Source organism: Mesobacillus harenae (assembly GCF_013343715.1).
Taxonomy (GTDB): Bacteria; Bacillota; Bacilli; order Bacillales; family Cytobacillaceae; genus Mesobacillus_A; species Mesobacillus_A harenae.
In genome coordinates this window covers 1-12,648 of record NZ_JABUNR010000002.1, presented here as the reverse complement: position 1 = coordinate 12,648, position 12,648 = coordinate 1, and the positions used below count along the sequence as shown (strand labels likewise).

Below are 12,648 nucleotides of genomic sequence, written 5' to 3'. Positions count from 1 at the left end.
GTTGACTGAACTATGATCCATTGTCAGTTCTGAAGCTGGAACATCTAAAATGGTAGCCAGCTTTAGGAGTGTTTGTGTGTCAGGGATTTTCTCACCTGATTCATACCGCTGAATGGTGCCAGTTCCAATCCGTGCTTTAAGAGCCAGCTCTTCCTGAGACATGTTTACCCGTTCACGGCACATTTGAATGTTTTGACCAATTGCAGACATGGTTTTTCACCCCTTTGCAAAGATCCTTTATTTGCTATTTTATCATAAAAAGGATACTGCCATGCCATTCTTTCTTGAACATTTGGTTAACATTCCCTAAAGTAGCCCTATTGATTGTAGAAATACAAGGAATATTCCTACAGGCACTATATAACGAATTGAGAAATACCATATATCAAAAAAGATTCCAGAAGTTTTTCCGCCAAGTTCAAGCTCTGCTCTGACAAGATTTCTCGGAAGGCGATAGCCGACAAACAGTGAAATCAGCAATGCGCCAAGAGGAAGTCCGATATTGCTGGCAATAAAATCGGCAAAGTCAAAGATTGATTTTCCAAATATACTTACATCAGACCATATTCCGAACGAAAGAGCACTTGGGACACCCGTCAAGAAAATTAGGATCCCTGCTGCCCATGCCGTAATCTTTCGTTTTCGCTGGTCTCCTTTTGCGATTACTGCTACGACAATTTCCAATATTGAAAAGGCTGAAGTTAAAGTAGCGAATAATAAAAGCACAAGAAATACTGTCAAAAATATACCGCCAAAGGCTAGCTGATCAAACACGGCTGGCAGAACAACAAATACAAGCCCAGGACCAGCAGTTGGTTCCAATCCAAGTGCGAAGACAGCTGGGAAAATGACAAGGCCGGCAAGCATTGAAATTAGAATGTTTAAGCCCACTACTGAAAAAGCAGAACGAGTAAGGTTCTCCTGCGAGGAAAGATAAGAGGCATAAGTGACCATTACAGATATACCAACACTCAAAGCAAAGAAGGACTGCCCCATAGCAAGCAGAATGGTTTCCCCAGTAACAGCTCCCAAATCAGGTTTTAAAAAGAATTCTATACCTTCTGAAGCTCCTTCTAAAGTCAGCGAACGTATCGCAAGAATAATAAACAAAATAAACAATGCAGGCATCATGTATCTGCTAGCACGTTCAATCCCCTTTTGTATTCCTCCCTGAACAACCCAGATAGTCAGCACCATAAACAAGAGCTGAACGACTACCGATTCAACAGGGTTCGCTATAATACTTTCGAACCTAGATCCGTACTCCTCCTGGCTTAGTCCTGAGAGAGTACCAGTGAAGCTTCGTATGAGATAGGAAAGAATCCAGCCTCCCACTACACTGTAGAATGACAGAATAATAAATGAAACCGCAACTCCTCCGTAACCCAGCAAATGCCACGCTGTACCTGGCGCCAATTTCCTGTATGCGGTCACAGCGTCTTTTTGGGTTTTCCGACCGATAATAAATTCAGCCAGCAAGATTGGAGCACCGATAAAAATAGTTAAAAGTAGAAAGATAACAAAAAAGATTCCGCCTCCGTTTGTACCAGCCATATAAGGAAACTTCCAGATAGCCCCGAGACCAATAGCAGATCCGGCCGCAGCCAAGATAAACCCAATCTTAGAAGTCCATTGTTCATGCTTGTTCATAATAAAACCCCTTTACAATATCAGAAAAGTATTTTTCAATGTTACTATGAATTTTGGGAAAAGTGTAGTTTTTTTGATAAAAGGCAAAGTGGTAAAAATTTAAACCAGAAATGAAACAAATGATAAATAGCAGCGTTATATAAGGGAGATTGCTAACTCACGCAGTTTCTAGGAATCAATAGAGCAGGAATAAAGGGGGTATGGGGGGATGAAAGAGGATGAGTTGATAAGCAAAGCTCGGGATGGCAGCATGCAGGCCTTTGGTGAGATTGTTGATATCTATTCCCCAGTTGTCCGAAAATTTGCATTTCAGCTTGGAAACCGCTACGAGGAAATAGATGACATCACCCAGGAAGTATTCGTCAGAGTATACCGGTTTCTTGATCAATTTTCACAAGCCAAGTTCACGACATGGCTTTATAAAATTACACTCAATGTAACAAGGGACTTCTCACGTAAGCAAAAGCGCCAGCTAAGTAAAGTACTTAAGTTTAAGAAAGAACCCAAGCCGGCAGCAGTGCTAGTTGAGGAAAAACTTCTCCGTAATGAGGAAGACAAATTGCTTCATTTTTGCATTCAAAAACTAGATGAAAAATATCGAATTCCGATTATCTTATTTTACTTCCATGGAAAAAAATACGAAGAAATCGGTGATATCCTGGGCCTATCACTAGCAAATGTAAAAACAAGGTTATTGAGAGGCAAGGAGAACTTAAAAAAAATGCTAGCTGATGCGGAAAAGAGGGAGGGTAAGTTTCATGGATGATAAGTTGCTGGAAGAGCGTCTTTCAAACTTAAAGGACAGTTATGACAACATGCCAGAAGATACAAGAAAAGGAGAAATTCTGGCAGCCATCAAAACAGAGCAGAAACGCAAACTTCCCAAGCAGTGGCATCACCTTCCCTATGTAGCGAGTTTCATAGGAGTAGGGATGATTGCAGGTATTCTGTTCATGCAATTCGCCGGGGATTTTGGAATCTCACCAGGCAGTGAGACAGAAAATTCCCACACTAGTTCGGCTGCTCTGGCAAATCAGAATGAAATTGACAAAACGTTTATTGAGCTAAATGAATATTACAATCAAAAACACGAGGAAGCCGAGACAGAACTTGGCATGGAGACGGATGAGATTTTTATTGCCCGCGAGATTCGTTCAAGGCTGATTGAAGAAGAAGCAAATGTTAATCATATTCGTGAACCTAGCAAGGAGGATCTTGCTGATCTTAAGTCAAGGCTAATCAAATTAATGGACGAAGAATTTACAACTCCAGCCCAATTGATAAAAGAGATAGAGTCAAATCCGAACGGTCAAAAAACAGATCAATTAATCGAGGGCCAAAAATTACTCAGTAAACTGGATGGATATAAAAGGCACTATCAATATTACTTGTTGTCATCTTTATATTTAGGGCAATTGAGTGAAGCAGAGAAGGCTGCACTAGTTGAGCAGCTGCAAAGCGGTGAATCAGAAGTAATTAACGTTCTTGTTCAAGGGGCAGAGGATAATGGCTACAGGGTAGTTTCAGAAAAAGGGCAGCTAGTGGTGCAAATTGACTATAAAGGTATTGCCGAAAAATTAACTGATGCTTTACCTGCAGACTTTCGTGAGTTTTTACATTTGAAGGACGTACAGGTGTTTACAAATGATGGGACCTTGATTTTAGCTTGGAAAGAGATCGGGGATTTGCTGGTCCGGTATGAGGAATTATATAGTAGTACAAATAGTTCTATAATTAAAGACTGGATAAAATCAGATGTTGGACATTCTTTATACCCGCTTTTTGTACTTGGTCACTCTTCTAACTCCTTATTCAAGGAAAATGAATTGAAATCAGAGGTTCGAGCCGCATATAGCTATGTAACTGCTGAATATCCGTCTTTTTCAACAGCTGCCGCAATAAAAGTGGAGCTTGAAGCATTAAAGCTGAACAGTTATAAAAAACCATTAAATTTTGAAGAAAAACTTGTTCTGCTTCCAGACTATTTAAACATGCCGAAAGATCTGCAGCAGGCTGGAATGAAACCGATTGAAGAGCCCATTTTACCTCTCTCAGACCAGTTGATGGAAGTATACGAAACGTTTAGGGCTGAAAAATCAGAGGAGGCCCTTATAGGAGTTGGCCCCTTCAATATAATGCGCTTATATTATTACGCCGATTCAATCAAGGACTATTCGACAAAGTATGCTTTATACTCTGACGCTGCCCAGCTTCCAGCACTGGAGGATTATATTGAAGATCAGTCTGAGAAACCTGTTTCTTTAGCGGACTCGTTGGAAGGCTACCGGTTTGCTACTTTATATTATACTGACGGGGATCGCCGCCAAATTAAAGGGCTCCGGCTTCGCTTTGATAATAATATGGAGGGATTGTTGTTTGGTATGACTCATGAAAATGGAGTGTGGAAGGTTAATTTTCTGCCTCTGCAATAAAGTCCGGGAGACAAGGAGTGCCTTTTTTCGACAACCTGCTGACATAATTTTTTGATAAATCCTCCTTTCTGTGATATAATTTTATATTGCGTATAAAAGTGATAAATTAAATCATATTTAGGAGTGTTCCCATGTCAGAAAAGATTGAAGTAGGAAGCGTAGTAACAGGTAAAGTAACAGGCATCCAGCCTTATGGAGCGTTTGTTGCACTAGATGAAAATACACAAGGGCTTGTTCACATTTCCGAAATTACACACGGATATGTAAAAGATATTAACGACCATTTAAAAGTGGGCGACGAAGTAAACGTGAAAGTTTTATCAATTGATGAAGCAGCAGGAAAAATCGGGCTTTCAATCCGCGCAACTGAAGAAGCACCTGAACAGCCTGCCAGAGCGAAAAAGCCACGCAATAAGCGCCCTGCAGCTGCAGTTACTCATCAAGATGATAACTCACAGGGATTTAATACACTTAAGGATAAACTTCAAGACTGGATCGACCAATCAGAACGTGAAGATCTCCTAAAGAAGTAAGACACAAAAAACCGGGCCTCCCGGTTTTTTTTTGATTAAGACCATCCAATATTACCCATTAACCTAGATAAGCCCATGATTTTATACAATCGCTTTCAGGGGTTACAATAGATAATATCTAGACCATTCTATTGGAACGGAGGATTCTTATGGCTAACAAATCAAACTCTTTAATTGAGCAAACTGAAAAATATGGTGCTCCAAACTATCACCCTTTGCCAATCGTCATTTCAAAAGCAAAAGGCGTCTGGGTAGAAGATCCCGAAGGTAATAAATATATGGATATGCTTAGTGCCTATTCTGCGGTCAATCAGGGCCACTGCCACCCTAAAATTATTGAAGCGCTAAAAGATCAGGCTGACAGGGTCACTTTAACCTCGCGTGCTTTTCATAATGATCAGCTTGGCCCTTGGTACGAAAAGGTTTGTAAGCTGACTAATAAGGAAATGGCTCTTCCAATGAATACCGGTGCTGAAGCTGTTGAAACGGCTGTTAAGGCAGCACGCCGCTGGGCTTATGATGTCAAAGGCGTAGCAGAAAACCAGGCGGAAATCATTGCCTGTGTTGGGAATTTCCATGGCAGGACCATGACTGCAGTTTCATTGTCATCAGAGGAAGAGTATAAACGAGGATTTGGTCCGATGCTTCCAGGAATTAAACTTATTCCATACGGTGACCTTGATGCGCTGGAGGAAGCTATTACGCCAAATACAGCTGCTTTTATAATTGAGCCAATTCAAGGAGAAGCAGGGATTGTCATTCCGCCGCAAGGCTTTATGAAAAAAGCACTTGAGACTTGCAAGGAGAAAAACGTGCTATTTATTGCTGATGAAATTCAGGCGGGCCTTGCACGTACAGGTAAAATGTTTGCCTGTGAATGGGAAGATGTCGAGCCTGATATGTACATATTGGGTAAAGCCTTAGGCGGTGGGGTTTTCCCAATCTCTTGCGTTGCAGCTGACAGTGATATACTTGGAGTTTTCAACCCTGGATCACACGGATCAACATTTGGCGGGAACCCAATGGCCTGTGCTGTATCCATTGCTGCCTTGGATGTGCTCTTGAATGAGGATCTTTCCGAGCGCTCATTGAGGCTTGGAGAGTATTTCATTAAACAACTGACTGAAATTAAGAACCCTAAAATTAAGGAAGTCAGGGGCCGCGGTCTATTTATTGGAGTAGAACTGACCGAACCGGCCCGGAAATATTGTGAGGAATTGAAAGAACAGGGACTATTATGTAAAGAGACACATGATACAGTTATCCGGTTCGCTCCTCCGTTAGTAATCAGTGAAGAAGACCTTGATTGGGCAATTGAACGCATTAAATTAGTTCTATCCTGACCACTGCAGGAGATAAAGGGACATGTAGACATTAATATCAAAAAGCCGATCTCCTTCCGAATATTTGGAAGGAAATCGGCTTTTTCTTAGCGGACATCTAAAATAGTATACCTGCAAATTAGCAGCGGCCTCGCAGCTGTGCAGGAGACTTTGTTTGAATGCTGTTTAAGGCGCTCATATTATCTATTGTCTAGCTGCGCCTCCTAGAATTTCAAGAAACTGCAGCCAACCCTAAGAAATATCCCTTTTTAGAAGGCTTCAGTTCTATGTTTCTAAGCAGTCGGCTTAGCTTATCTGGTTGGTCTAGTTTCAGGAGATTTTTCTGCTTGTTCACTTGGTGCGAACAATAGCCCAATATTGATTAAGCCAGCGATACCGACTAAACCATAGATAATTCTGGCTAAAGCAGATGTCTGCCCTCCAAAAATTGCGGCTACGAGGTCGAATTGGAAAAATCCAACCAATCCCCAGTTAACGGCGCCGATTACGGTAAGGACTAGTGCAATACGTTGTATGGTACTCATGTAGTTTCCTCCTTTAGATGGCTTCGTTATAGGTTTGTGCATTGAGTTCAAATTTATGCATGCATGGAAAAGGAAATAAAACGTAATTTTTGCATTACAGATGCAAGTAACAGATAATAATAACGAAAAAGGAAGGTGAATGATTTGGATAATTTCACATTTTGGAATCCAACTAAATTAATATTCGGAAAAGACCAGCTACGGCAGTTAGGTAAGGAAGTAGGCAGGCATGGAAAAAAGGTCTTACTTGTGTACGGTGGTGGAAGCATTAAGAGAAATGGATTATATGATAATGTTCTTAAGCAATTAAATGAGCTTGGCGCCGAAGTTCACGAACTTTCAGGAGTTGAGCCGAATCCACGCTTAACGACTGTCCGCAAAGGGGTTGAAATTTGTAAAACTGAGAGAATAGAATTCCTTTTGGCTGTTGGCGGCGGAAGTGTGATTGACTGTACAAAGGCGATTGCTGCGGGGGCAATGTATGATGGTGATCCTTGGGATCTTGTCACCAGAAAAGCGGCGGCCAAAAAAGCCCTTCCATTCGGAACGGTGTTAACCCTTGCAGCTACGGGGTCGGAAATGAATGCAGGTTCGGTAATTACAAATTGGGAAACAAATGAGAAGTACGGCTGGGGCAGTCCTGCTGTCTTCCCGAAATTTTCAATCCTGGATCCAGTCAATACTTTTACCGTACCACGGGACCAAACAATCTACGGGATTGTTGATATGATGACACATGTATTTGAGCATTATTTCCACTTGGAGGAAAGTACTCTTCTGCAGGATCGGATGTGTGAATCCTTGTTATTGACAGTGATGGAAACCGCACCCAAGCTCCTTGAAGATCTTGAGAACTACGAACACCGTGCCACAGTCCTATATTCCGGCACAATGGCTTTAAATGGAATGCTTTCTATGGGTTATCAAGGGGATTGGGCTACTCACAATATCGAACATGCAGTGTCTGCAGTTTATGATATTCCTCACGGAGGGGGCCTGGCCATCTTATTCCCCAACTGGATGAAGCACAATCTGAAAGTAAAGCCGGCGCGTTTCAAAAAGCTTGCCGTCCGTGTCTTCGGAGTGAATGCTGAAGGAAAAACAGATGAAGAAGCTGGACTGGAAGGAATAGAGAAGCTTCGTGAATTCTGGGATAGCATTGGTGCACCATCACGACTTGCTGATTATGATATCGATGATAGCAAACTTGACGTCATGGCTGATAAAGCAATGGTGAATGGAGAGTTTGGCAACTTTGCGAAATTAAAGCGAGAAGATGTGTTAGAAATTTATAAAGCTTCATTATAATTTTTGAGAACCTGGCAGAATCTTGTCGGGTTTTTTTGACTTTTTAAAAAAAACTTAAATTTTTGGTTTACCTGCTAAGTTGCTGGGTAATTTTTATAACTGTAAGGCGAAAGACAAACTAACACTTCCTACATAAGGAAAAAATATTCATCATACTTCATGTAAATCGCAAACCATCTGAAAAGATGGGACGCAAAGTTTGGAGTCTACGGTAATGTTTCTAAATGAAACAATTACTATGATCGTCCGGCTGCCATGGATAAGCTACATTAGTCCCTGGCAGCTTTTTTTGTTGTCCAAAAAGGGTAAACCGGATTCAATGAATCCTTTGAAATAAATATAAGGAGTCCTGGGAAGGAGGCTATTTTCGGAATAAAAATACAGAATATTCCGCCTGTTAAGTGCGGACTTTTTCAAAAAAACTGAAAGAGGGGAAACACATTGACCAAAAATTTTGTTAAAAAGGCATCGATTTTGCTTACTATTTTCCTTGTTTTATTTACTTTATTGCCTGCCAGTGGAGCATTAGCTAATGAGAATGATAGTGGGAACAACTCAGCAAACATTGATGAAAACAATGAAAATCAGGTGCCAATAGAAACTGGAGAGGCAATAGTTAATGATGATGAGGTGTCAATAGAAACTGGAGAGGCAATAGTTGATGATGATGAGGTGTCAATAGAAACTGGAGAGGCAATAGTTAATGATGATGAGGTGTCAATAGAAATTGAAGAACCAATGGTTAGTGATGATCAAAAGTCATTGGAAAGTAAAGAAATCCTAAATACTGAAGGCCAAGACTCAGATGAAACTGAAACTGCCCTGATTAATGAAAATCAAGAAAAAGTTGAAGAACCCATTGTTAGTGAGAACAATGAATCTGCGGAGAATGGAGAAACGACAACGCAGGAATCTAATGAAAAATCTCAGGGGAAAGAGAGTGAGGAACTAGAAGACAATGAAGAGGCTTCAGGAGAGATTACCAATGCTCTTAACGTTAAAACCGAAATCCATTTGCATTTAAATGCATGTATTGATCAAATCAGCAAGGTACTCGTGAACCTGAAAGGTGAATTGCATGAGATGTCTAATCCGGGCAATTCCCCAATATATACGTACCCAGATGATGGTACTTATATCAAGGAAGACGTTGTTGGGTTTAAGGTGGTTACAGAAGATGGAGAGGAAACAGAGATCCATTCAGATAGTTTGAGATTAGACGTGGGAAAAGAAGCAGAAGGAACTATTAATTACTGGCAAGATACATGTGAGAAAACAGAGGATTCAGACGGCGGGACCAATAATGAAAATAACAACGATCAAGAGACTGAAGAACAAACTGACACCCCAGGCCAAGAACCTGAAGAGACTGAAGAAACACCAGCTAGTGACAACACAGTAGAAACACAAATTAACTTGCATTTAAATGCATGTATTGATCAAATCAGCAAGGTGCTCGTTAACCTGAAAGGTGAATTGCATGAGATGGCTAATCCGGGCAATTCCCCAATATATACGTACCCAGATGATGGTACTTATATCAAGGAAGACGTTGTTGGGTTTAAGGTGGTTACAGCAGATGGAGAAGAAACAGAGATCCTGTCAGAAAGTTTGAGATTAGACGTAGGAAAAGAAGCAGAAGGAACTATTAATTACTGGCAAGATACATGCGAGAAAACAGAGGATTCAGACGGCGGGACCAATAATGAAAATAACAACGATCAAGAGACTGAAGAACCACCAGCAAATGACGACAATACAAGAAACACACAAATACACCTGCATTTAAACGAATGCATTGACCTAATTAGCAAGGTGCTCGTTAACCTGAAAGGTGAATGGCATTCGATGGAAAACCCGGGAAACTCCTCCATATATACGTACCCAGACGGTGGGAAGTATATCAAGGAAGAGGTTAGAGGATTTAAGGTGATTACAGTCGCTGGAGAAGAAACAGAGTTCCACCCAGATAATTTGAGGCTAGACCTCGGAACCGAAGCCGAAGGAACAATCAACTATTGGCTGGAAGACTGTGAAGTATCTGAGGATGAAAATAACCAAGATGGAACACCAGATAATGACGGTAAGGAAGACGAAGCAACTGAAGTTCCAGAAGAAGATAAAAACGGGGAAGGCACAAAACAAGGTAATGAAGAAGATGAAGCAGATGAAGCAGGGACGCCTGGAGGCGAGGATGCTGATAATGGGGGAGAAGTAAACGATTCTGATGGCTCTCAAGGGGACAAGTACAGTGATGGGGTACTCCCACAAACAGGAGAGAAAAGTAACATGATGTTTTATGTGTTAGGATCTTTACTTGCTGCAGCCGGAGCTATGCTTCGTTTCAGAAAGACATCGGTTTAATAATGCAGGTGAAATAGAGGGGAATTCTTTCCCCTCTATTTTTTTACCAAAAAAAGAGGTGATTGGATGAGAAAACTAGTATCTTTTCTATTAATAGCTAGTGGAATAGCAGTATTCTTTTACCCTTCGGCCATCGATTTCTACTTTGAATATCAGCAGGATAAGTTAATTGAAGCATGGGATAATAATGACCCATCTTTAAGGGCGGAGGCTTCAGGAAATGCCGAATCTGCGCAAGAAAGCTATGCCAAGCTGGACAAAGTATTTGTGGATTATTCTTCTCAACCGCAGGAAGACGTCACAGTGGAAGATGATCAATCAAAGATTAAAGAAAAGACAGACACAGAAGGGGTAAGAATGGTCACAAAACCAGAAGCAGAAACGCAAATGGCAAGTCCGACTGCCGAAGCAAACTCTCAAACTTCTAGAATGCTGGGCATCCTTGAGATTTCAAAGATTAGTGTAAAGCTTCCCATCCTTGCAGGGGCTACTATGCAGAATTTGGATGTTGGAGCTGGCCATTTAAGTGGGACGGTTTTTCCTGGAGAGGGTGGAAATGCTGCGATAGCAGCCCACCGCAGCCGTTCGTATGGAAAAATGTTCAACCGGTTAGATGAACTCGATTCAGGTGACATCATAAGCGTTAGGAATAAGGAGCAGACAATTCAATATAAAGTTACCAGCACCCAAGTAGTCACGCCCTCTGATGTTTCTGTTCTAGGAAGCACTGGTAAAGACACCGAGACACTCACGCTTATTACATGTACGCCGATTGAAACGGCTACACACCGGCTAATTGTTAAAGCAGAGAGGATTAACTGATTGACAGAGAAAAAGTCGAGTCTTCAAGGAGTAGGAAAAGTATAAAAGTCAATGTTAAAAAAGCTTCACAATTGGACACGCTTACAATGTGGGTGTTCCTTGATTCTTGGCACACGTTTCGATAAAGTGAGAAAGAAATAAAAATTAATGGAGGATCAGAGATGACACATGTGCGTTTTGATTACTCAAAGGCTCTCGATTTCTTTGGTGAGCATGAGGTTACATATTTAAGGGATTTTGTGAAAGTTGCCCATCATTCACTTCACGAACAAACCGGTGCAGGAAGTGATTATTTAGGCTGGATTGACCTTCCTGTTGATTATGACAAAGAAGAATTCTCTCGCATTCAAAAAGCTGCTGAAAAAATTAAAAAAGATTCTGATGTTTTAGTCGTTATTGGAATTGGAGGATCTTATCTGGGTGCTAGGGCAGCCTTGGAACTTTTGCAGCATAGTTTTTATAATGCTCTTCCAAAAGAAAAGCGATCCACCCCGCAAATCATTTTCGCAGGAAATAATATCAGTTCTTCCTATATGAAAGACTTAATGGATTTGCTAAATGGCAAAGACTTTTCTGTTAATGTTATTTCAAAGTCTGGAACAACAACAGAACCAGCAATTGCATTCCGGATTTTCAAAAAACTGCTTGTAGAGAAATATGGTATCGAGGAAGCGCGCCGCCGAATTTTTGCTACAACGGATAAGGCTAGAGGAGCTCTAAAAACGCTGGCTGATGAAGAAGGGTATGAATCCTTTATTATCCCGGATGATGTTGGAGGGCGCTATTCTGTTTTAACAGCAGTTGGTCTATTGCCTATTGCAGTCGGTGGTGCTGATATTGAGCAGATGATGCAGGGTGCAGCCAAGGCAAGAGAAGACTTCAGTAAGTCTGAACTAGAAGAAAATATAGCGTACCAGTATGCGGCTGTCCGAAATGTTCTTTATAACAAAGGCAAAACGATTGAGATGCTAATTAATTATGAACCAGCACTTCAATATTTTTCTGAATGGTGGAAACAGTTATTTGGAGAAAGTGAAGGAAAAGACCAGAAAGGAATTTTCCCAGCATCAGCAAATTTTTCGACTGATCTTCACTCAATGGGACAATATGTTCAAGAGGGGAGGAGAGACCTGTTTGAAACGGTTATCAAGGTTGAAAAAGCCCGTCATGAACTGACCATTGAAGAAGAAACAAGTGATCTGGATGGATTAAATTATCTTGCCGGCAAAACTGTTGATTTTGTTAATAACAAGGCATTCGAAGGCACGATGCTTGCTCATACTGATGGCGGGGTTCCAAACTTAATTGTGGAGATCCCAGAGTTAAATGAATACACTTTTGGCTATCTTGCCTATTTCTTTGAGAAAGCCTGTGCCATGAGCGGCTATCTGCTTGGTGTTAATCCATTTGACCAGCCAGGTGTTGAGGCTTATAAGGTGAATATGTTTGCATTGCTTGGAAAACCAGGATTTGAAGAAAAGAAAGCCGAGTTAGAAAAACGACTTAAATAAAAGAAAAGAGGGTGTCTCAAAAGTGAACTAGGCCCCATATTTCGGACACTTTAATAAAAAGTGCCTATGCTGCTAATAAATGATCCCGGTATTGTACCGGGGTCATTTTCTTTAATCCCCATTGATACCGTTGACAGTTATAATCTTCAATCACACGGTCT

At 41.1% G+C, this 12,648-nt stretch carries 11 protein-coding genes, 1 pseudogene and 1 riboswitch; of the genes and pseudogenes, 8 read left to right on the top strand and 4 right to left on the bottom strand.

Annotated elements, in window-relative coordinates; genetic code table 11:
* Window positions 1-24 precede the first annotated feature (24 nt).
* Window positions 25-210, bottom strand: a pseudogene (locus HRJ06_RS02275) (helix-turn-helix domain-containing protein); the annotation flags it as partial.
* Between the two features lie 96 nt (window positions 211-306).
* A complete protein-coding gene (locus HRJ06_RS02270) occupies window positions 307-1,650 on the bottom strand; it encodes a sodium-dependent transporter (protein ID WP_174728205.1) in 1,344 nt (447 codons plus the stop codon).
* Between the two features lie 208 nt (window positions 1,651-1,858).
* On the opposite strand from HRJ06_RS02270, the gene HRJ06_RS02265 reads away from it, so the two are divergent.
* The 4 genes from HRJ06_RS02265 to HRJ06_RS02250 all read left to right on the top strand — a co-directional run bounded on the left by HRJ06_RS02265 (window position 1,859) and on the right by HRJ06_RS02250 (window position 5,958).
* The gene (locus HRJ06_RS02265) at window positions 1,859-2,416 is read left to right on the top strand and encodes an RNA polymerase sigma factor (RefSeq protein ID WP_174728202.1); all 558 of its coding nucleotides are present in this window, start codon (window positions 1,859-1,861) and stop codon (window positions 2,414-2,416) included.
* Complete coding sequence (locus HRJ06_RS02260) at window positions 2,409-4,082, top strand: hypothetical protein (protein ID WP_174728198.1); 1,674 nt, start codon at window positions 2,409-2,411, stop codon at window positions 4,080-4,082. Before HRJ06_RS02265 ends, HRJ06_RS02260 begins: the two co-directional genes overlap by 8 nt.
* Window positions 4,083-4,213: 131 nt before the next feature.
* Complete coding sequence (gene yugI, locus HRJ06_RS02255) at window positions 4,214-4,615, top strand: S1 domain-containing post-transcriptional regulator GSP13 (RefSeq protein WP_174728195.1); 402 nt, start codon at window positions 4,214-4,216, stop codon at window positions 4,613-4,615.
* Window positions 4,616-4,764: 149 nt separating this feature from the next.
* A complete protein-coding gene (locus HRJ06_RS02250) occupies window positions 4,765-5,958 on the top strand; it encodes an ornithine--oxo-acid transaminase (RefSeq protein ID WP_197969818.1) in 1,194 nt (397 codons plus the stop codon).
* 290 nt (window positions 5,959-6,248) lie between these two features.
* On the opposite strand, the gene HRJ06_RS02245 is transcribed toward HRJ06_RS02250, so the two are convergent.
* Window positions 6,249-6,482 (bottom strand): DUF378 domain-containing protein, encoded by a 234-nt coding sequence (locus tag HRJ06_RS02245; RefSeq protein WP_174728192.1) that lies wholly within the window; start codon window positions 6,480-6,482, stop codon window positions 6,249-6,251.
* A gap of 144 nt (window positions 6,483-6,626) precedes the next feature.
* Between HRJ06_RS02245 and HRJ06_RS02240 the strand changes: the two genes are divergently transcribed.
* The 4 genes from HRJ06_RS02240 to HRJ06_RS02225 all read left to right on the top strand — a co-directional run bounded on the left by HRJ06_RS02240 (window position 6,627) and on the right by HRJ06_RS02225 (window position 12,487).
* Complete coding sequence (locus HRJ06_RS02240; protein WP_174728189.1) at window positions 6,627-7,790, top strand: iron-containing alcohol dehydrogenase; 1,164 nt, start codon at window positions 6,627-6,629, stop codon at window positions 7,788-7,790.
* A 157-nt stretch (window positions 7,791-7,947) separates the two neighbouring features.
* A riboswitch (cyclic di-GMP riboswitch) is annotated at window positions 7,948-8,048 on the top strand.
* A gap of 183 nt (window positions 8,049-8,231) precedes the next feature.
* The gene (locus HRJ06_RS02235) at window positions 8,232-10,154 is read left to right on the top strand and encodes an LPXTG cell wall anchor domain-containing protein (RefSeq protein ID WP_174728185.1); all 1,923 of its coding nucleotides are present in this window, start codon (window positions 8,232-8,234) and stop codon (window positions 10,152-10,154) included.
* A gap of 66 nt (window positions 10,155-10,220) precedes the next feature.
* Entirely contained in the window at window positions 10,221-10,976 is a 756-nt protein-coding gene (locus HRJ06_RS02230) for a class D sortase (RefSeq protein WP_174728182.1), read from the top strand.
* A gap of 161 nt (window positions 10,977-11,137) precedes the next feature.
* The gene (locus HRJ06_RS02225) at window positions 11,138-12,487 is read left to right on the top strand and encodes a glucose-6-phosphate isomerase (RefSeq protein WP_174728179.1); all 1,350 of its coding nucleotides are present in this window, start codon (window positions 11,138-11,140) and stop codon (window positions 12,485-12,487) included.
* Window positions 12,488-12,551: 64 nt separating this feature from the next.
* On the opposite strand, the gene HRJ06_RS02220 is transcribed toward HRJ06_RS02225, so the two are convergent.
* A complete protein-coding gene (locus HRJ06_RS02220; protein WP_338421047.1) occupies window positions 12,552-12,641 on the bottom strand; it encodes an IS3 family transposase in 90 nt (29 codons plus the stop codon).
* Window positions 12,642-12,648: the final 7 nt, after the last annotated feature.